The 19,581-nt window shown below is 69.8% G+C and carries 19 protein-coding genes and 1 pseudogene; 11 read left to right on the top strand and 9 right to left on the bottom strand.

Features of this window, described 5'->3' with window-relative positions; translation table 11 throughout:
* Positions 1 to 17: 17 nt before the first annotated feature.
* The 4 genes from Q9G87_RS01915 to Q9G87_RS01900 form a co-directional block, all read right to left on the bottom strand.
* The gene (locus tag Q9G87_RS01915) at positions 18 to 116 is read right to left on the bottom strand and encodes a 30S ribosomal protein bS22 (RefSeq protein ID WP_018654693.1); all 99 of its coding nucleotides are present in this window, start codon (positions 114 to 116) and stop codon (positions 18 to 20) included.
* Positions 117 to 294: 178 nt separating this feature from the next.
* Positions 295 to 498 carry a helix-turn-helix domain-containing protein gene (locus Q9G87_RS01910; protein ID WP_026214222.1) on the bottom strand — a complete coding sequence of 68 codons (204 nt, stop codon included), beginning with the start codon at positions 496 to 498 and terminating at the stop codon, positions 295 to 297.
* A 312-nt stretch (positions 499 to 810) separates the two neighbouring features.
* Entirely contained in the window at positions 811 to 1,593 is a 783-nt protein-coding gene (locus Q9G87_RS01905; protein ID WP_305914391.1) for a phosphatase, read from the bottom strand.
* Positions 1,594 to 1,606: 13 nt separating this feature from the next.
* Positions 1,607 to 2,770 (bottom strand): acetoin utilization protein AcuC, encoded by a 1,164-nt coding sequence (locus tag Q9G87_RS01900; protein WP_305914390.1) that lies wholly within the window; start codon positions 2,768 to 2,770, stop codon positions 1,607 to 1,609.
* An 88-nt stretch (positions 2,771 to 2,858) separates the two neighbouring features.
* Between Q9G87_RS01900 and Q9G87_RS01895 the strand changes: the two genes are divergently transcribed.
* The 4 genes from Q9G87_RS01895 to Q9G87_RS01880 all read left to right on the top strand — a co-directional run bounded on the left by Q9G87_RS01895 (position 2,859) and on the right by Q9G87_RS01880 (position 6,362).
* Complete coding sequence (locus tag Q9G87_RS01895; protein ID WP_305914389.1) at positions 2,859 to 4,004, top strand: sensor histidine kinase; 1,146 nt, start codon at positions 2,859 to 2,861, stop codon at positions 4,002 to 4,004.
* Positions 4,001 to 4,654: a response regulator gene (locus tag Q9G87_RS01890; protein ID WP_305914388.1), complete on the top strand. Its 654-nt coding sequence runs from the start codon at positions 4,001 to 4,003 to the stop codon at positions 4,652 to 4,654. The genes Q9G87_RS01895 and Q9G87_RS01890 overlap by 4 nt, the downstream gene beginning before the upstream one ends.
* Before the next feature lie 80 nt (positions 4,655 to 4,734).
* On the top strand, positions 4,735 to 5,625 hold the full coding sequence (locus Q9G87_RS01885) for an ABC transporter ATP-binding protein (RefSeq protein WP_305914387.1): 891 nt from the start codon (positions 4,735 to 4,737) through the stop codon (positions 5,623 to 5,625).
* On the top strand, positions 5,622 to 6,362 hold the full coding sequence (locus Q9G87_RS01880) for an ABC transporter permease subunit (protein ID WP_305914386.1): 741 nt from the start codon (positions 5,622 to 5,624) through the stop codon (positions 6,360 to 6,362). The genes Q9G87_RS01885 and Q9G87_RS01880 overlap by 4 nt, the downstream gene beginning before the upstream one ends.
* Before the next feature lie 51 nt (positions 6,363 to 6,413).
* Here the strand turns inward: Q9G87_RS01880 and Q9G87_RS01875 are convergent, their stop codons facing one another.
* The 5 genes from Q9G87_RS01875 to Q9G87_RS01855 all read right to left on the bottom strand — a co-directional run bounded on the left by Q9G87_RS01875 (position 6,414) and on the right by Q9G87_RS01855 (position 11,421).
* A complete protein-coding gene (locus tag Q9G87_RS01875) occupies positions 6,414 to 7,598 on the bottom strand; it encodes an ABC transporter permease (RefSeq protein ID WP_305914385.1) in 1,185 nt (394 codons plus the stop codon).
* The gene (locus Q9G87_RS01870) at positions 7,595 to 8,278 is read right to left on the bottom strand and encodes an ABC transporter ATP-binding protein (RefSeq protein ID WP_305914384.1); all 684 of its coding nucleotides are present in this window, start codon (positions 8,276 to 8,278) and stop codon (positions 7,595 to 7,597) included. The genes Q9G87_RS01875 and Q9G87_RS01870 overlap by 4 nt, the downstream gene beginning before the upstream one ends.
* The gene (locus Q9G87_RS01865; protein WP_305914383.1) at positions 8,275 to 9,624 is read right to left on the bottom strand and encodes an efflux RND transporter periplasmic adaptor subunit; all 1,350 of its coding nucleotides are present in this window, start codon (positions 9,622 to 9,624) and stop codon (positions 8,275 to 8,277) included. The genes Q9G87_RS01870 and Q9G87_RS01865 overlap by 4 nt, the downstream gene beginning before the upstream one ends.
* Positions 9,625 to 9,697: 73 nt before the next feature.
* Positions 9,698 to 10,492, bottom strand: coding sequence for a pyrroline-5-carboxylate reductase (gene proC, locus Q9G87_RS01860; protein ID WP_305914382.1), 795 nt, complete (start codon positions 10,490 to 10,492; stop codon positions 9,698 to 9,700).
* Positions 10,493 to 10,539: 47 nt separating this feature from the next.
* Positions 10,540 to 11,421: a proline dehydrogenase family protein gene (locus Q9G87_RS01855; protein WP_305914381.1), complete on the bottom strand. Its 882-nt coding sequence runs from the start codon at positions 11,419 to 11,421 to the stop codon at positions 10,540 to 10,542.
* 71 nt (positions 11,422 to 11,492) lie between these two features.
* On the opposite strand from Q9G87_RS01855, the gene Q9G87_RS01850 reads away from it, so the two are divergent.
* From Q9G87_RS01850 to Q9G87_RS01820, 7 genes and pseudogenes are all read left to right on the top strand, one after another.
* Positions 11,493 to 11,939: a hypothetical protein gene (locus Q9G87_RS01850; RefSeq protein ID WP_305914380.1), complete on the top strand. Its 447-nt coding sequence runs from the start codon at positions 11,493 to 11,495 to the stop codon at positions 11,937 to 11,939.
* Between the two features lie 408 nt (positions 11,940 to 12,347).
* Positions 12,348 to 14,216, top strand: coding sequence for a molecular chaperone DnaK (dnaK, locus tag Q9G87_RS01845; protein WP_305914379.1), 1,869 nt, complete (start codon positions 12,348 to 12,350; stop codon positions 14,214 to 14,216).
* A complete protein-coding gene (gene grpE, locus Q9G87_RS01840; protein WP_305914378.1) occupies positions 14,216 to 14,836 on the top strand; it encodes a nucleotide exchange factor GrpE in 621 nt (206 codons plus the stop codon). Before dnaK ends, grpE begins: the two co-directional genes overlap by 1 nt.
* 20 nt (positions 14,837 to 14,856) lie before the next feature.
* Positions 14,857 to 16,029: a molecular chaperone DnaJ gene (gene dnaJ, locus Q9G87_RS01835; protein ID WP_305914377.1), complete on the top strand. Its 1,173-nt coding sequence runs from the start codon at positions 14,857 to 14,859 to the stop codon at positions 16,027 to 16,029.
* A 3-nt stretch (positions 16,030 to 16,032) separates the two neighbouring features.
* Positions 16,033 to 16,356: pseudogene (locus Q9G87_RS01830) on the top strand (heat shock protein transcriptional repressor HspR); the annotation flags it as partial.
* Between the two features lie 32 nt (positions 16,357 to 16,388).
* A complete protein-coding gene (gene clpB, locus Q9G87_RS01825) occupies positions 16,389 to 18,962 on the top strand; it encodes an ATP-dependent chaperone ClpB (protein WP_305914376.1) in 2,574 nt (857 codons plus the stop codon).
* A 194-nt stretch (positions 18,963 to 19,156) separates the two neighbouring features.
* Positions 19,157 to 19,543 (top strand): hypothetical protein, encoded by a 387-nt coding sequence (locus tag Q9G87_RS01820; protein ID WP_305914375.1) that lies wholly within the window; start codon positions 19,157 to 19,159, stop codon positions 19,541 to 19,543.
* The last annotated feature ends 38 nt before the right edge of the window (positions 19,544 to 19,581 follow it).

The raw sequence follows: 19,581 nt of genomic DNA, 5'->3' as shown, positions 1-19,581 counted from the left end.
CCTCGCAGCTGCGTTCGTTACTTCTTGTTACGCCGCTGGATGCGCGTCTTCTTGAGCAGCTTGCGGTGCTTCTTCTTGGCCATCCGCTTGCGGCGCTTCTTGATAACAGAGCCCACGGGACCCCCTGGTGCTGGTAGCAAGTCTGAATCGGAGTGCGAGCGCACACCGGCTCACAGACTACCGGCGATCCACCGTAGATCGCCCCTTGGGGGGGCGAGAGCCCGGCCGTGTCTCTCGCCGCGGCCGGGCCTCTCCCGCGACAGCACTCACGGCGTGACCATTCACGTCGCTACGTCAACCTGCCTCGATGTAGGCCTCCCGCAGATAGTCGTGTACCGCCTGCTCGGGCACTCTGAACGACCGGCCTACCCTGATGGCCGGGAGCTCGCCGGAGTGTACGAGCCGGTACACCGTCATCTTGGACACCCTCATGACCGTCGCCACTTCTGCGACGGTCAGGAACTTCACCTCGCTGAGAGGTCTTTCGCCTGCACCCATCGGACGCCTCTTCCGCACGTGTTTCCGGGTTATCCCCACTGGTGCCATTGCTCACGCACGTGTACTGCCGTCAGCGTAAGTCGGGACTCCGACTCGGCAAACCCCCTATTTTCTCTCTGGACGGAGCCACCTGTCAGCCGAACCAGCAAAGTTGCTGGCCAGCTGCCGGGCCGAGCACCAGACTCGGACGTTGGAACTGTCCAAGTTGCCACACATAAGAGTCGCCGGAGCCCCGTCAAAAGTTGGCAAAGGGACAGCGAGCCTCTTGGAATGCAGGCGCGAAAAGACGGTATCGGGAGGACCGAATTCGACTCAAAGGGCTCGTGAGACCTGAGTGACCAGTCTGTCTGTCAGCGGAGCGTAATAGCGGGGCAGCACATTGTCATCGAGTGGCACGACCACGTCGATCTTGCCTTCCGCCTCCCCGACGAACAGGCCCGGGTCGTTGCTGTCGGCGAACGCGACCGTCGGCACGCCGGCCTCTCCGGCAGCGCCCGCCCATCCGTGATCGGCGATCACCAGGTCGGGCAGCTCTCCGTCGAGCTCGCCGAGCATGTGCCGCATGGGCGCGGCGTCGTGGCTGTGCACGAAGCCGCCTCTGTCGTCGAGCATCGCGATGTCCTGCAGGTAGCGGATGTGGCGCGGGCGACCGAAGGCCGACCCGGCATACGCCCATCCCTCGCCCGGCGTCAGCAGCTCGGCGCCGTGCCCGGCCAGCAGCGCGGCCAGCGGCAGGTGGATGGCGAGCAGCCCGGTCGGATGCCCGGTGGCGAACAACACGCGCGGGCTCGGCCGCGACAACACCGCGGCGATCCGCTCCGCCATGGCGTCGACGGCGTCGATCGTCAGGTCGGGATCGATGGTGTCCTGGCCCCAGCGGTGCCCGGCGTCGGCGACCACGCCGGCGGACTTGGCCATGAGCGCCAGGATGTCGCGGTAGGACCACGGCTGGTCGAACGTCAGCCCCAGCTTGTAGTAATCATCGCCGTTGGCCAGCGAGCTGTAGTGGTCGAGGTTGTTCTCGCGGGAGGTCGCGACGTCGCCGGCAATCCGGCTGCGGACGAGGTGCTCGCGGAGTTGGTCGCGGCTCAGCACAGCTCTTTCCTCGCTAGGGCAGGGGGTCGAGGCCGTGCAGGGGGAACACCGCGTGCCGGGTCGCCATGACCGCACGGTCAATGGGGTCCGCTGGGTCATAACCACCGGATAGGTCATGAAATTCCGGGCTCCGGCCGTCGGTCATGGTGAGCGGCGGCGTCTCACCCGTGCGCTCCCTGACGAGCCTGCGCCACTCCTGGCCGGTCGGCGTGGCGGGATCCACGGGGTGTCCGGCCAGCTCGGCGATGAGGTGGGTCCACGCCCGCGGCACGACCTGGACCAGCTCGTATCCGCCGCCGCCCGTGGCGATCCACCGCCCGCCGGCCGTCTCGTGCGCCAGGCGGTGCAGGGCGGCGTAAGCCGCGCGCTGGCCGTCCACGCTCAGCATCAGGTTGGCGAGCGGGTCGAGCGCGTGGCTGTCGCAGCCGTGCTGGGTCACCAGGATCTCGGGGCTGAACTCGTGCAGCAGCGGCGGCACCACCGCGTGGAAGGCCCGCAGCCAGCCGGCGTCGCCGCAGCCCGCGGGCAGCGCCACGTTGACGGCCGTGCCGTCGGCGCCGGTCTCCTCGGGGAACCCGGTGCCAGGGAACAAGGTGCGCGGGCTCTCGTGCAGGCTGATCGTCAGGACCCGCGGGTCGTCGTAGAACATCGCCTGCACGCCGTCGCCGTGGTGCACGTCCACGTCCACGTACGCGATCTTGCCTACGCCCTGGGCCAGCAACCAGGCGATGGCCAGCGCGGGATCGTTGTAGACGCAGAAGCCGCTGGCCACCGCGGGCATGGCGTGGTGCAGCCCGCCGGCGATGTTGACCGCGTGCTCAGCCGTGCCCTCCCAGACCGCGCGGGCGGCCGCCAGCGAGGCGCCCGCGATCAACGCCGAAGCCTCGTGCACGCCCGTGAAGGCCGGATTGTCGGGCGTGCCCAGCCCGCAGCCGAGATCGGGCCGGCCTGAGGCCGACACCCGCTTGACGGCCTCGATGTAGTCACGCTTGTGGATCATGGACAGCTCGTCGTCGCTTGCCGGGCCGCAGCCGGCCATCTCGACCTTGTCCAGGACGCCGAGCTCGCGGGCGAGCGCCATGGTGAGCTCCACCCGCACGGGGGCCAGCGGATGACTGGGGCCGAAATTGTAGGAGATGAGAGCGTCGTCCCAGATCACCCGTGCCGACCGGCTCATGCGCAACCCCTCTGTGCTCCCTGGCCTTTCGCCGACGTTACCGCAGCGCAGACACCTCGTTGTAGCCCGGGTGCTTTAGGGTCGTAACGTGCGCGTGGCACGAACCTTCATGAAGATCGTTCGCTGGTTCCGCCGCCCCCGGGTCTTCGACACGACGCTCGTGATCGTGCTCTCCCTCCCGACGGTCGCGGCCGCCATCGCCATGGTCGTCCAGGGGATGGCCGTCCAGGGGGAGGTCCCGTCGCCGCCCCTGATCGTGGCGCTCTACCAGTTGAGCGTCCTGCCCCTGCTCGTGCGGCGCCGGCGGCCCCTCGTGACCGCCGCTCTGGTGACCGTGCTGGACTGCGTGGGCATCGTGGCGCAGTCCGTCCTGTTCGTCACGTCACCCTCGGCCGTCGCGTTCTACAGCGTGGGCCGCTACACCACCGGCCGGCCGACCGCGATCGTCTCGGTGGCCGGTTTCGCCGCCTACGCGACGACCATGGAGCTGTTCTGGCGGGCGCAGGGCGGCTGGCTGGCGGCGCTGATCGGGGTGGGCGTCCCGGTCGGTGTCGGGCAGTTGGTCCGGCTCAGGGCCGAGCTGAACGAGCGCAGCAGGCGGGAGGCCACCGAGGCCGCCGTACGCGCCGAGCGGCGGCGCATCGCCAGGGAGCTGCATGACGTGGTGGCCCACCACATCACCGTGATCAACGCCCTGGTCGGCGGTGCGCGGGCCACGCTCCCGCCCGAGCAGGAGGTCACCAGGAACGCGCTGGAGAGCGCGGAGCAGACCGCCCGCCAGGCGATGTCGGAGATGCGCCGCCTGCTGGACGTGCTCAGGGCCGACGGCGGGGACGGCCCCGGCGCCGCGACGGGCGTGGGCGCGGCGCGGCTGCCCGTGCTGATCAAGGAGGCGAAGTCGGCGGGCCTGCCGGCCAGCCTGACGGTGACGGGTGAGCCCGTCGAACTGCCCGCGACCGTGGACCACGCCGTCTACCGCATCGTGCAGGAGGCGCTGACCAACACCCGCAAGCACGCGGTCAGCGCCAGGGCCAGCGTGCGCCTGGCGTACGAGCCGGGCGCGGTGGAAGTCGAGGTGGTCGACGACGGCCTGGCGAAGCAGGACGGCGCGCCGGGGTTCGGACTCGGCGGCATGGCCGAGCGCGTGGCATTATGCGGCGGCCAGCTGTCCACCGGCCCGCGTCCAGAAGGCGGTTTCCGGGTGCACGCCCGCATCCCATTGGAGGGAGCATGATCAGGATCCTGCTGGCCGACGACCACGAGCTGGTGCGCAAGGGGTTCAGGCTCATGCTCGACGCCCAGTCCGACCTGAGCGTGGTCGGCGAGGCCGCCGACGGCGCGGAGGCGGTGGACCTGAGCAGGCGGCTCACCCCCGATGTCGTGCTGATGGACCTGCACATGCCGAATCTGGACGGCGTGCGCGCGACCGAGCTGATCACCGCGGAGCTGCCCGAGGTGCGGGTGCTCGCGCTGAGCACGTTCGACCTGGACGAGAACGTGGTCGCGGCGCTCCGGGCGGGCGCCGACGGGTTCCTGCCCAAGGACGTCTCCCCCGAGGAGCTGATCGAGGGCGTGCGCGTGGTGCACCGCGGCGAGTCGGCCGTCGCGCCGCGCCTGCTGACCCGGCTGATCGGCACCTTCGTCCGCGCCTCCCGTCCCCGGGCGCTGCCCGCCCGGCTGGCCGGGCTGACCGACAGGGAGCGGGAAATCCTCGTCCTGATCGCCCGCGGCCGGTCGAACCAGGAGATCGCCGCCGACCTGTCCGTCTCTCCCTCGACCGTCAAGAACCACGTGACGAGCCTGTTCGCCAAGATCGGTGTCAGGGACCGGGCGCAGGCCGTGATCGTCGCCTACGAGGCGGCGTTGATCCACCCTGGAGAGTAGGACCAGGGTCCTAGAGACCCCCGCCGAGAACGGTCCCCAGGCAGGACGAAACCGGCCGCCCGCGACGGCACCCTGGGATCATGACCGCGATCCGAGCAACGAACCTGAGCAAGCGCTACGGCGGCACCGTCGCGGTGGCGGACCTGTCGTTCGACGTCGAGCCCGGTCAGGTGACCGGCTTCCTCGGGCCCAACGGGGCAGGCAAGTCCACGACCATGCGGATGATCCTGGGCCTCGACCGGCCTTCCGGCGGCTCCGTGCTCGTGGACGGGCGGCCTTACCACGAGCTGCGGCACCCGTTACACAAAGTGGGGGCCCTGCTGGACGCCAAGGCGGTGCACGGCGGGCGCAGCGCCCGCAACCACCTGCTGGCCATCGCGCAGAGCAACGGCATCCCGGCGAGCCGGGTGAGCGAGGTGCTGGAGACGGTGGGACTGGCGGAGGTGGCCAAGCGGCGGGTCGGCGGATTCTCGCTGGGCATGTCGCAGCGGCTGGGCATCGCCGCGGCGCTGCTCGGCGACCCGGAGATCCTGCTCTTCGACGAGCCCGTCAACGGGCTCGACCCGGACGGCATCCTGTGGATCCGCACGTTCATGCGCAAACTGGCGGCGGAGGGACGGACGGTGTTCGTCTCCAGCCACCTCATGAGCGAGATGGCGCAGACCGCCGACCACCTGATCGTGATCGGCAAGGGCGCGCTCATCGCCGACACGAGCGTGGAGGAGTTCATCGGGCGCAGCTCGCAGGGCTACGTACGGGTGCGCTCGCCCCGGCTCGCCGAGGTGGCCGAGCTGATCAAGGTGGGTGAGCTGCATCCCGACCACCTGCGGGTGACCGCGATGACCACTCTCGAGATCGGCACGCTCACGACGCGGGCCGGCATCCCGCTGGAGGAGCTGACGTATGTGCAGCCCTCACTCGAAGCGGCCTACATGGAGCTCACCAAGGACAGCCTGGAGTTCACGTCATGATCGACATTCTCAGGTCCGAATGGACCAAGATCCGCTCCGTGCGCTCGACGGTGTGGACGCTGGCCGTCACTGTCGTGCTGATGGCGGGCCTGTCCGCGCTCGTCACCGCGGCTTCCAAGAACAACCCGGGCGGGCCGGTCTCCGGCGAGGATGCGATCATGATGAGCCTGATCGGCGTCATGTTCGCGCAGCTGGCCATGGCCACGCTGGGCGCGCTGGTGATCTCCAGCGAATACCGCACGGGCGGCATCCGCACGTCGCTGATGGCCGTGCCCCGGCGCATGAGCCTGCTGGCCGGCAAGATCGTGATCTTCGCCGCGACGTCGCTGGTCGTTTCCGCGCTCGCGTCGGCCTCGGCCATCGGCATCGGTCTGGCCATCATCCAGCCGCCCGCAGTGGAGCTGGGCGAGGTGGCGCGGGCCGTGCTCGGGGCCACCCTCTACCTCACTGCGTGCGGCGTGTTCGGACTCGGCCTCGGCACGCTCATCAGGCACACACCGGGTGCGCTCGTTTCGGCTATCGCGCTGATACTGGTGCTGCCCACGCTGGCGACCCAGCTACCGGGGCAGTGGGGCAAGACCGTGGCCGAATACTTCACCACCAACGCCGGCATGCTGATCGTCAGCAACCAGGGCAACGGCGCGCTGGGCCCGTGGAGCGGGTTCGGCGTCTACCTGGTGTGGATCGTGGTCGCCATGATCTCGGGTGCGGTGCTGATGCAGCGCCGCGACGCGTAGGCCACCCCAACGCGACGGCCCTCACCCCGTTGACCAGGTGCGGCGGCTGGCTCACTCGGCGCGAAGGGCGATGACCGGGTCCAGCCTGCCCGCCCTCCGCGCCGGCGCCACGCCGAAGAACACGCCGACCGCCGCCGACACTCCGAAGGCCAGCGCGATCGACCACCATGTGATCGACGCCGGCACCTCCGTGAACGCGGCGATGGCCAGCGAGCCGCCGACCCCGAGCAGGATCCCGATGAGCCCGCCGATCGTGGTCAGCAGCACCGCCTCGATGAGAAACTGGGCCAGGATGTCGCGCTGCCTGGCGCCCAGCGCCTTGCGCAGCCCGATCTCGCGGGTGCGCTCGCGCACGCTGACGAGCATGATGTTCGACACGCCGACCCCGCCGACCAGCAGCGAGATGCCCGCGATGGCGGCCAGCACGCCGGTGAGCATGCCGAGCACGCTGCCGATCGTGCCGAGCAACGCGGTCTGCGTGACCGCGGAAAACTGCTCGCCCGGATAACGGGACCGCAGCGCGGCCGTCACCTTGTCTGACAGCGCGTCGATCTCGTCCGGCCCGGAGGCGCCGACGGCCATCCCGTTGATCCGCTCGAGCCCGAACAGCCGCTGCGCCGTGGTCACCGGGATGTGGATCTCCTGGTCGCGGGAGAGCCCGAACGTCTGCCCGACCTCGGCGTACACCCCCACCACCCGGAACCTGGCCCCGGAGATCGTCACCTGCCGGCCGATCGGGTCGAGGTCGCCGAACATGCGGTCGGCCACCTCCGAGCCGAGGACGGCCACCCTGCGGCGGGTGTCGACGTCGGTCTCGCTCAGCGGGCGGCCCTTCTCGACCGGCCGCTCGAAGATGTTGACGAGATTCTGGTCGGTGCCGACCACCGTGACGAACGCCTCCGTCCGGCCGACGCGCACGGTCTCGCCCGACTGCAGCGAGACGGTCACCTTCGACGGGTCGCCGACCACACGCCGCACGTACGCCACGTCGGCCAGATTGAGCTTGCTCTGCGTCGGCGCCGCGCCCAGGCTGATGCGCCCGGGGACCACCAGGATGATGTTGGTGCCGAGGCCCGAGATCTGCTTCTCGATCTCGTCCTTGGCGCCGGTGCCGATGGCCACGAGGATCACCACGGCGAGCACGCCGATGACGACGCCGAGCATGGTCAGCACGCTCCGCAGCCGGTTGACCCGCAGCGCCTCCAGCGCCATCGCCAGCGCCTCGCCCGTTCTCACGCGGTGTCCTTCTCGATCAGCCCATCCCGTACGTGGATCTGCCGCCGGGCGTGGGCGGCGACCTCCGGCTCGTGCGTGACCAGCACCACGGCCACGCCCCGGTCGCTGTTGAGCCGGTCAAGTATGCCCATCACCTCCGCGCCGTTGGCGGTGTCGAGGTTGCCGGTGGGCTCGTCGGCCAGCAGCACCTTGGGCTCCCCGACCAGCGCCCTGGCGATGGCGACGCGTTGCTGCTCGCCACCGGACATCTGGGACGGCCGATGCCCCATGCGGTGCCCGAGCCCGACGGACTCCAGCGCCGCTTTGGCCCTGGCCCGCCGCTCGGACCTGCCGACGCCCCGGTAGACCAGCGGCAGGGCCACGTTGTCCAGCGCGGTGGTCCGGCCCAGCAGGTGGAAGGACTGGAAGACGAAGCCGATCGTCTTGTTCCGCAGGTCCGCCAGGTCTGTGTCCGACAAACCCGACATCTCCACCCCGTTGATCCTGAGCGTCCCCGAGGTGGGCCGGTCCAGACAGCCGAGCAGGTGCATGAGCGTGGACTTGCCGGATCCCGACGGGCCCAGGATCGCGGCGAACTCGCCCTGCCCGATCGTCAGCGAGACACCGCGGAGCGCCTCCACGGCCACGCCGTCGAGCTGGTAACGCCGGGTGAGGTCCACCGCCTCCATGGCCGGCGTCATGGCAGACGCTGCCCTTGCCGGACGGAGTCCGCCCCCTTGACCACGATCCGGTCGCCCACGGACAGCCCGCTCAGCACCTCCACCACCGCGTCGCCCTGCGCGCCGAGCTTGACGACGCGCCGCTCGGCGACACCGTTCCTGATCACCCAGACCACGCTCTCGCGCCCGCTGGAGACGATGGCGGAGGCCGGGGCCGAGACCGCGGACGGCGACTCGCGCACGGTCAGCCGGGTGACGGCGCTCATCCCCGGTTTGGGGGTGGGCGCCTGCGAGCCGTCGTCGAACGTGCCGGCGCCGAGCGTGAGCCGTACCGGATAGCTGACGCCGCCCGTGGTGCCCTCCTTGGGGGTGACCCCGATGCCGGTGACCACGGCCGTGTACGTGGCCCCGGGGACGGCGTCCAGTTCGACCGCGGCCTTCACGCCCTTCTTGACCAGCAACACGTCGGTCTCGTCGACATCGGCGTCCAGCAGGAGCGTGGAGACGTCGGTGACGGTGACGATCGTGTCGCCCGCCGAGACGGGCACCCCCGTCGCCACCGGCGTCCCGCCCGAGGAGCCCCCCGAGGGCATGGACGGCAGCTGCCCGCCGCCGCCGGGGATCTGGCTGAGCAGGCTCTCGACGCCGCCCCCTCCACCGCCGCCCGACACGCGGCCCAGCGTGACGACCCCGCCGAACGGCGCCTTGATCGTGAGCGACTTGACCGTGCTCTCCGCCGCCTTGACCGCAGCCTTGGCCTGGGACGTCGAGGCCGCCTGGAGCGAGGCCATGGAGCTCGACAGGCCGCTGGTCACGCCGGACAGGATGCCGTTGATCGAGCGGTTGAGCTGGACGGTGATCGTGGCCAGGGCCTTGGTCTGCGCCTTGTGCTGGTCCTGGGCCAGGTCGATGGCCTGGAGCAGTTGCTTGCGCGCCCTGGCGTCCTCGACCTTCTTCGCCTCCTTGCGGGCCTTGGCGAAGTGCGCGGCGACCTTGCGGTTGAACGCCCTGGTGTCGAGCGACGGCAGGCGCACGCTCGGCATGGCGACGCCTGCCGGGGCGGCCATCTTGGAGGCCTGGCGGGCCTGTTCGAGCTGGCTCTGGACCTGAGGCGAGCGGATCTTGGCCAGGATGTCGCCCTTGCGGACGCGGTCGCCCTCTCGGACGTACAGCTTGGCGATCGTGCCCTGGGCCGGGGAGCGCAGCGTGGCCGAGGCCCGCGCGCCCACCGTGGCGGGAGCCTCGACGACCTCGGTGACCGGGGCCCGCCGGACGTCCCCGACGTGGACGTTCGACGGCTCCTCGGACGTGCAGCCGGTCAGTGTTAAGAGGACGAGCAGCGGCGCGACGCCGCGACGTAACGTCACCCGAGACATCGTATGAGCCGGTGCCGCCGGGCCGCCGACCGGCTCTCAGCGAGCTCTCAGGCTCTCAGCCCTGTCAGCCGGAGCCGAGCTGGCGGCCGCGGTCGCGGGCGGCCTCGATGGCGGCCAGGAACGCCGCACGCACGCTGTGCCGCTCCAGCTCGGCGATCGCGGCGATCGTCGTGCCGCCCGGTGAGGTGACGGCCTCGCGCAGGATGACCGGGTGCTCGCCCGAGTCGCGCAACATCACGGCCGCGCCGACGATGGACTGGGTGACCATGTCGAGCGCGGCGGCCCGCGGCATGCCGAGCAGGATGCCCGCGTCCACCATGGCCTCCACCAGGTAGAAGAAGTAGGCGGGGCCGCTGCCGGACAGCGCCGTGGCGGCGTCCTGCTGGGACTCCGGGATGCGCAGCACCTTGCCGACGGGCTTGAGCAGGTTTTCCGTCAGCTTCAGGTGCTCCTCCCCCGCGTGCGCGCCCGCCGAGATCACGCTCATCGCCTCGTCGAACCTGATGGGCGTGTTGGACATCACCCGCACCACGGGCACGTCGACGCCCAGCCGCTGCTCGACGAAGGACGTCGTGATGCCGGCCGCCGCGCTGATCACCAGGCGGTCCGCGGGGACGTAAGGGGCTATCTCGGCCAGGAGCGTGGCCATGTCCTGCGGCTTGACCGCCAGGATCAGCGTGTCGGCCGCCTTGGCCGCCTCGGAGTTGGAGACGGTGCGCACGCCATAGGTCTCGCGCAGCGCCTGCGCCCGCTCGGCCCGGCGGGAGGTCGCCATGATGTCGCCCGGCTTGAAGCCCGCGCGCAGCAGGCCAGACAGCAGGGCCTCGCCCATCTTGCCCGTGCCCAGAATCGCAATCACGCTGGCAGCCTACTAACACCCCTCCGGTGTTCGGTTGCGGCCGTGGCCTATTGGCGGGAGAGCAGTGACCTGAGGAAGAAGGTCAGGTTGCGGGGGCGCTCGGCGAGGCGGCGCATGAGGTAGGCGTACCAGTCGGAGCCGTACGGGACGTAGACGCGCATCTGGGTGCCGAGGCCGGCCAGGCGGGCCTGCTCGTCGGGGCGGACTCCGTACAACATCTGGTATTCGAAGCCTGTCACGTCGCGCCCGGAGAGCACGGCCAGCGTGGAGGCGATGCGCACCAGCCTGGGGTCGTGCGTGGCGACCATGGGGTAGCCGGTGCCGGCCATGAGGATCTTCAGGCAGCGGACGAATGAGCGGTCGATGTCGGCGGGCCGGGTGTAGGCGCCGGGAGCGGTGTAGGCGCCCTTGCACAGGCGCACCCGGGCGCCGCCCAGCTTCTCGCAGCGTTCCAGCGCCTCCGGCAGGTAGGCCTGCACCACCACGCCCACGTCCGGATGGTCTCTGCGCAGCGCGGTGTGCACGGAGTGCAGCCCCGGGATCGTGTCGTGCTCCTCGGCGTCGAGCGTCACCGTGACGTTCCTGGCCGCGGCGGCCCGGCAGATGGCGGCGGCGTGGTCGAGCGCGAGCTGCTCCGACAGCCGCAGCCCGAGCGCGGTGAGCTTGACCGACACGTCGGCGCCCGCGGGCAGCAGGTCGAGCAGCGACAGGTATTCGCGCACGGTGTCGCCGGCCTGCGCGGGATCCGTCACCTCCTCACCGAGGTGATCGACCGTGACGAGCAGCCCACTGCGGGTCAGCTCGTCGATCACGGGGCCGACGTCGTCGGCTACATAGCGCCTGACGACGTCCCTGGTCAGAGGGGAGGTGGAGATGACGCGCTCGGCGCGTTCGCTCTTGGAGACGGCGAGCAGAGCCTGACGGAGCACGGGAACCACACTAACTCCGGTATGACGCTGAACCGGGAACGAGCCTTGTCCGTCGTATGAGTATGCGCACAATGACGAAAGCGACTCTTCTGGCCGGGTCCCTGGTGCTCGCGACGAGTTGTGCCACGGCGCCGCCCCCTAAGCAGGCCGCCTCCGCCACGCCCGACGCCCCGGTCGCCGTGAGCCCGGTCACCACCGCCCCCACGAAGGGACCGGAGCCGGTCAAGCCGACGGGCAACGCCATCAACGTCCACAAGGTCCGCTGGACCAAGGCCACGCCGGTCGCCAAGGGCAAGAAGATCCAGCTCATCTGGTCGTCCGGCGTCGCGCCGTGCACCGTGTTGCACAAGGTCAAGGTCAAGGAGACGAAGAAGAGGGTCACGATCACCCTGTACGAGGGCACCGCGCCCAAGGCCAGGAACGTGTCCTGCATCATGATCGCGGTGGAGAAGACCACGACCGTGACGCTGAAGAAGGCGCTCGGCAAGCGCAAGATCGTGGACGGCTCCAAAACGTGACATGTCCACTTACGGACAACCCCGGTGACGACTGATCGATTTGTTGCGATACATCGATCAGGCACCGGAGGTGACGGGCGCCTCACCCCGGACAACCCCTGCGGCGACCCGCCGTCGCCGACCGGCACGGCACTCACCCCGCCCAGCGCGGAGGGCGACGCCCTGCGTTATCAGGACGTGCGCAGCAGCGGCAACCCGGCAGGCCTCGACGGCACCCTGAGGCTGAGAGCCGTCATCAACGCGGACCCCCGGCACACCCACCGCCGGGGGTTCGCTTTGTCGTGCAGAATCTGGAATACAGCGACGCTCACAAGGGTTGAGTCGAGTAGGCTCAAGTCGTTTGACAAAGACGACACGCATCCGTAACTTGAGTCCGACCGACTCAACTTTGACTACAAGGACGTACTCATGGCACGTGCGGTAGGTATCGACCTTGGGACGACCAACTCCGTCGTCTCGATCCTCGAGGGCGGTGAGCCCACCGTCATCGCCAACGCGCAGGGCTCGCGGACCACGCCGTCCGTGGTCGCCTTCGCGAAGAACGGCGAGGTCCTGGTCGGCGAGGTCGCCAAGCGGCAGGCCGTCACCAATGTGGACCGGACGATCCGCTCGGTCAAGCGGGAGATGGGCACCAACTGGTCCAAGGAGATCGACGGCAAGAAGTTCTCCCCGCAGCAGATCAGCGCCTTCGTGCTGCAGAAGCTGAAGCAGGACGCGGAGGCCTACCTCGGTGAGAAGATCACCGACGCGGTGGTCACCGTCCCGGCCTACTTCAACGACGCCCAGCGCCAGGCCACCAAGGAGGCCGGCACGGTCGCGGGCCTCAACGTGCTCCGCATCATCAACGAGCCCACCGCGGCGGCTCTCGCCTACGGGCTCGACAAGGAGCAGGACCAGACCATCCTGGTCTTCGACCTCGGCGGTGGCACCTTCGACGTGTCGCTGCTCGACGTCGGTCAGGAGGACGGCCACGGCTTCGTCGAGGTCAAGGCCACCTCCGGTGACAACCACCTCGGTGGTGACGACTGGGACCAGCGCGTCGTGGACGAGCTCGTCAAGCGTTTCCAGAACGCGCACGGCGTCGACCTGGCCAAGGACAAGATGGCGCTCCAGCGCCTTCGCGAGGCCGCCGAGAAGGCGAAGATCGAGCTGTCCAGCCAGTCCGAGACCAACATCAACCTGCCCTACATCACGGCGTCGTCCGAGGGCCCGCTGCACCTGGACGAGAAGCTCACGCGCAGCGAGTTCCAGCGGCTGACGGCCGACCTGCTCGAGCGGACCAAGGGCCCGTTCCACCAGGTCATCAAGGACGCCGGCATCAAGGTCGCCGACATCGCGCACGTGGTGCTCGTCGGCGGCTCGACCCGCATGCCCGCCGTGACCGAGCTGGTCAAGGAGCTGACCGGCGGCAAGGAGCCCAACAAGGGCGTCAACCCGGACGAGGTCGTCGCCATCGGCGCCGCCCTGCAGGCCGGTGTGCTCAAGGGTGAGGTCAAGGACGTCCTGCTGCTCGACGTGACCCCGCTGTCGCTGGGCATCGAGACCAAGGGCGGGATCTTCACGAAGATCATCGAGCGCAACACGACGATCCCGACGAAGCGCTCCGAGGTCTTCACCACGGCCGAGGACAACCAGCCGTCGGTGCAGATCCAGGTCTTCCAGGGCGAGCGCGAGATCGCCGCGTACAACAAGAAGCTCGCCACGTTCGAGCTGACCGGCATCGCGCCGGCGCCGCGCGGCATCCCGCAGATCGAGGTCACCTTCGACATCGACGCCAACGGCATCGTCAACGTCGGCGCCAAGGACCTGGGCACGGGCAAGGAGCAGTCGATGACGATCACCGGCGGCTCCGCGCTGCCGAAGGACGACATCGAGCGCATGATGCGCGAGGCGGAGTCGTACGCCGAGGAGGACAAGAAGCGCCGCGAGGAGGCCGAGGTCCGCAACAACGCGGACGGTCTGGCCTACCAGACGGAGAAGTTCCTCCGCGAGAACGACGACAAGGTCCCCGGCGACATCAAGACCGAGGTCAACGACGCCCTGGCCGAGCTGAAGAAGGCTCTGGAGGGCACCGACACCGACGTCATCCGCACCTCGGCCGAGAAGCTCGCCACCGTGAGCCAGAAGATGGGTTCGGCGATCTACGCCGCGAGCCAGGGCCAGCAGGCCGGTGGCGAGGGCGCCCCGCAGGACGCCTCCGCCGGTGACGGCCAGAAGGCCGACGAGGACGTGGTCGAGGCCGAGATCGTCGACGACGAGCCGAAGAAGGACAAGTGATGCCGGCGCGTGAAAACGGGCATGAGGAGCCGGTGATCCGCGACAAGCGCAAGATCGACCCGGAGACAGGGCAGGTCAGGGAGACCGCCGCCGCCGACCAGGCGGCCGCGCAGCCGTTCGCCGAGGCGCCGGCTGCGGCCTCCCCCGACGGCGAGCTGGCCGCCCAGCTCGCCGAGCGGACCGCCGACCTGCAGCGGCTCCAGGCCGAATACGTGAACTACCGCAGGCGGGTCGAGCGCGACCGGGCCGCGGTCAGGGAGCAGGCGGTCGCGGGTGCGCTGGTGGAGCTCCTGCCCGTGCTCGACGACATCGGCAGGGCCCGCGACCACGGTGAGCTAACCGGGGGCTTCGCGAAGGTGGCGGAGTCGCTGGAGGCGGCCGTCACCAAGCTGGGCCTCAGCTCCTTCGGACAGAAGGGCGAGCCCTTCGACCCGACCGTCCACGAGGCGCTGATGCACAGTTACTCCCCGGACGTGACCGAGCCGACCGCGATCGAAGTGCTGCAGCCTGGATACCGCATGGGTGACAGGGTGCTCCGCCCGGCGCGCGTGGCCGTGGCCGAGCCCGAAGACGCGCCCGCTGCGCCCAATGGCGACGCACAATCCGAAGAAGACAACTGATCGAGGACGAAGGGCCCTAGATGAGCACCAAGGACTACTTGGAGAAGGACTACTACGCCGTCCTTGGTGTGCCCAAGACCGCCACCGCTGATGAGATCAAAAAGGCGTACCGCAAGCTCGCCAGGCAATACCACCCCGACAGCAACCAGGGCGACGCGACCAAAGAGGCCAAGTTCAAGGAGGTCTCGGAGGCTTACGACGTCCTGTCCGACAGCAAGCGCCGCAAGGAATACGACGAGGCGCGCACGCTGTTCGGCTCCGGGGTGGGCGGCCAGCGGGCCGGCGGTGGCGGTTTCCCGTTCGACTTCGGTGACCTGTTCGGCGGGACCGCACAGCAGGGCCACGGCGGCGCGGGTGAGCGGCTCGGCGACCTGTTCGGCGGGCTGTTCAACCGCGGTGGCTCGACCCGCACCACCACGACGTCCAGGCCGCGCCGCGGCCAGGACGTCGAGTCCGAGGTCACGCTGACGTTCACCGAGGCGGTCGAGGGCACGACGGTGTCGCTCAGGCTGACCAGCTCGGCCGCGTGTGCCGCGTGCACCGGCACCGGCGCCAAGGCGGGCACGACCCCCAGGGTCTGTCCCACCTGCGAGGGCACCGGCGCGGCCAGCCGCAACCTGGGCAACTTCGCCTTCTCCGAGCCCTGCCGCGACTGCAAGGGCCGCGGCCTGATCGTGGACGACCCCTGCCCCGTGTGCGAGGGCAGCGGCCGTGCCAAGAGCACCCGCACCATCCAGGCCCGCATCCCCGCCGGCGTGGCCGACGGCCAGCGGGTCAAGCTCAAGGGCAAGGGCGCCCCGGGCGAGAACGGCGGCCCGGCCGGCGACCTCTACATCCAGACCAACGTGAAGCCGCACGCCGTGTTCGGCAGGGCGGGTGACAACCTGACCGTCACGGTGCCGGTGACGTTCACGGAGGCCGCGCTGGGCGCCGAGATCAAAGTGCCGATTCTCAAGGGCCTGCCGGTCACGCTGCGCATCCCCACGGGCACGCCCAACGGGCGCACGTTCCGGGTGCGTGGCAGGGGCGTGGCCCGCAAGGACGGCACGAAGGGCGACCTGCTCGCCACCGTCGAGGTGACCGTGCCGAAGACGCTCGACGACAAGTCGCGCGAGCTCCTGACCGAGTTCAACACCGCGACCGCGGGAGAGGACCCGCGCGCTGATCTCATTCAGCGAGCCAGAAGCGAGTAGCCGATGGACGCCAATTACTTCGACCTGTCCGACGACACACCCGTCTACGTGATCTCGGTGGCCGCGCAGCTGTCCGGGCTCCACCCGCAGACCCTGCGGCAGTACGACCGGCTGGGGCTGGTCAGCCCTGGCAGGACCGCCGGGCGCGGCCGCCTCTACTCCACAAGAGACATCATCCAGCTCCGCGAGGTGCAGCGGCTTTCCCAGGAGGAGGGCATCAACCTCGCGGGCATCAAGCGGATCCTCGAGCTCGAGAACGAATCGCTGCGGCTGCGTGAGGAGGTCCACCGCCTGCGTGCCGAGATGCGGATGGTCAGAGCGTTGATCCGCTATGAGCTGCCACCGGGGGCTTAGAAAGAATGGAATACAAGCTCACCCAGAAGAGCCAGGAAGCGCTCTCGGGGGCCATGCGGCGTGCCGCCGCTGAGGGCAACCCGGAGATCGCCCCGGCTCACCTGCTGACCACGCTGCTGTCGCAGACGGGCGGCACCGCCGTTCCGCTGCTCGAAGCCGTGGGCGCCGACTGGCGCACACTGCGGGCGCGAGCCGAGGAGCTGCTCGCGGCGCTGCCGAAGGCGCAGGGCGCGACGGTCGGGGCGCCGTCGAGCTCCCGCCAGCTGCTCACCGTGATGAACACCGCGGCCCAGCACGCCAACCGCATCGAGGACCTCTACGTCTCCACCGAGCACCTGCTGGTGGGCCTCGCCGCCGACGGCGGCCAGGCGGCCGAGCTGCTCAGGTCGCAGGGTGCGACGCCGCAGGCGCTGCTCGACGCGTTCGAGAAAGTGCGCGGCCACGCCCGCGTCACCAGCGAAACCCCTGAGGACACCTACCAGGCACTGGAGAAGTACGGCGTCGACCTGACCGAGCGCGCCCGCGCCGGCAAGCTCGACCCGGTCATCGGCCGCGACAGCGAGATCCGCCGCGTGGTCCAGGTGCTCAGCCGGCGCACCAAGAACAACCCCGTGCTGATCGGCGAGCCCGGCGTCGGCAAGACCGCCGTCGTCGAGGGCCTGGCGCAGCGCATCGTGGCCGGCGACGTGCCCGAGTCGCTGCGCAACAAGCGGCTCATCTCGCTCGACCTGAGCGCGATGGTGGCCGGCGCGAAATACCGCGGCGAGTTCGAGGAGCGGCTCAAGGCCGTGCTCTCCGAGATCAAGGAGAGCAACGGGCAGATCGTGACGTTCATCGACGAGCTGCACACCGTGGTCGGCGCGGGCGCCGCCGAGGGCGCCATGGACGCGGGCAACATGCTCAAGCCCATGCTGGCCCGGGGTGAGCTGCGCATGATCGGCGCGACCACGCTCGACGAATACCGCGAGCGCATCGAGAAGGACCCGGCGCTGGAGCGCCGCTTCCAGCAGGTCTACGTGGGCGAGCCCACGGTCGAGGACACGATCGCGATCCTGCGCGGGCTGAAGGGCCGCTACGAGGCCCACCACCAGGTGCAGATCGCCGACAGCGCGTTGGTGGCCGCCGCCGCGCTGTCCGACCGCTACATCACCAGCCGTTTCCTCCCCGACAAGGCCATCGACCTGGTCGACGAGGCCGCCTCGCGGCTGCGCATGGAGATCGACTCCCGTCCCGTGGAGATCGACCAGCTCCAGCGCAACGTCGACCGCATGAAGATGGAGGAGCTGGCCCTGTCGAAGGAGACCGACGAGGCCTCGGTGCAGCGCCTCGAGCGGCTCCGGAAGGAGCTGGCCGACCGCCAGGAGGAGCTCAACGCCCTCGTCGGCCGCTGGGAGCAGGAGAAGGCCGGGCTCAACAAGGTCGGCGAGCTGAAGAAGCAGCTCGACGAGGCCCGCGGCGCCGCCGAGCGGGCGCAGCGCGACGGCGACTTCGAGGCCGCCTCGCGGCTGATGTACGCCGAGGTGCCGCGGCTGGAGCAGGCGCTGCAGGCCGCCTCCGAGGCCGCGCCGCCGGACAACGCCATGGTCAAGGAGGAGGTCGGCGCCGACGACATCGCCGAGGTGATCTCGTCGTGGACCGGCATCCCCGCGGGGCGTCTGCTGGAGGCTGAGACGGCCAAGCTGCTGAGGATGGAGGATGAGCTGGGCAGGCGGCTCATCGGCCAGCAGCAGGCCGTACAGGCCGTCTCCGACGCCGTACGCCGCAGCCGGGCCGGCATCGCCGACCCCGACCGCCCGACGGGCTCGTTCCTCTTCCTCGGCCCGACCGGTGTGGGCAAGACGGAGCTGGCCAAGGCGCTGGCGGAGTTCCTGTTCGACGACGAGCGGGCCATGACCCGCATCGACATGAGCGAATACTCCGAGAAGCACAGCGTGGCCAGGCTCGTCGGCGCACCGCCCGGCTACGTCGGCTACGAGGAGGGCGGGCAGCTGACCGAGGCCGTGCGGCGGCGCCCGTACACCGTCGTGCTGCTCGATGAGGTGGAGAAGGCCCACCCCGAGGTCTTCGACATCCTTCTCCAGGTGCTCGACGACGGGCGGCTGACCGACGGCCAGGGCCGCACGGTCGACTTCCGCAACACGATCCTGATCCTCACCTCCAACATCGGCTCGCAGTTCCTCATCGACCCCAAACTGGAGAACGGCGCCAAGCGGGACGCCGTCATGGGAGCGGTGCGCACCTCTTTCAAGCCGGAGTTCCTCAACCGTCTCGACGACGTCATCCTGTTCGACGCGCTGGGGACGGAGGAGCTGGCGCAGATCGTCGACCTGCAGGTCGAGCGCCTGGCGCGGCGCCTGTCCGACCGCAGGCTGACGCTGGACGTCACGCCGGCGGCGCGCGAGTGGCTGGCCATGACCGGCTACGACCCGCTGTACGGCGCCCGCCCGCTGCGCCGCCTGGTCCAGTCCGCCATCGGCGACAAACTGGCCAAGTCCGTGCTGTCGGGTGAGGTCGTGGACGGCGACAAGGTCATCGTCGATCTCGGCGACGACGAGTTGCTCATCCAGCGAGCCGCCTGACCCACTGAGGGAGCCCGGAGATCCACCCGCGATCTCCGGGCTTCTGCGTGTCATGGCGCGGTCATCGGGGCCGCACCTTGGTAAGGCTCGGCTCAGTCTTCGGACAAGCCCCACTCGGGCCGCCTCCGCGGTGACTACGTTCGACGTTCGTCAGATCACCGAAATCGATCAGGGGGCGTGCGGTGCCATCCCGGATGATCCGAAACATCGTCGCGGCGGCAGCCATTGTCGCGGGTGTCACCTGGCCCGTCGTGGGAGCCACGCAGGCGAAGACGTGTGGGAACACGGGCCCCGCCATGACCGCGTCCGACCTGGACTGTAGTGAGGGCCTGGCCGGTCCGGCGGCCGGGAACCCGGCGCCCGGCCTGGCCGGTCCGGCGGCCGGGAACCCGGCGCCCGGCCTGGGCGACCTCGGCGGGATCGTGGCGACCTGGGCCATGCCCTCACCGGCCGGCCCGGCCGGACTCTCTCCCGTGAGGACACGTCCGGCCGGGATGAAGGACCTGTCTACGGCAGCTCACGTGCCCGCGCTGCCGCTCCTACCCCTCGCCGGCCCGGCCGAGGGCATCGACTCGAGGTGAGTCTGCGGCCTCCCAGCCCCCTCGTCCGGGCGCGGACC

Source organism: Nonomuraea turcica, assembly GCF_030718205.1.
Classification (GTDB): Bacteria; Actinomycetota; Actinomycetes; order Streptosporangiales; family Streptosporangiaceae; genus Nonomuraea.
The sequence above is the reverse complement of the archived record's forward strand: the minus strand, read 5'-3'. Positions and strand labels throughout refer to the sequence as shown.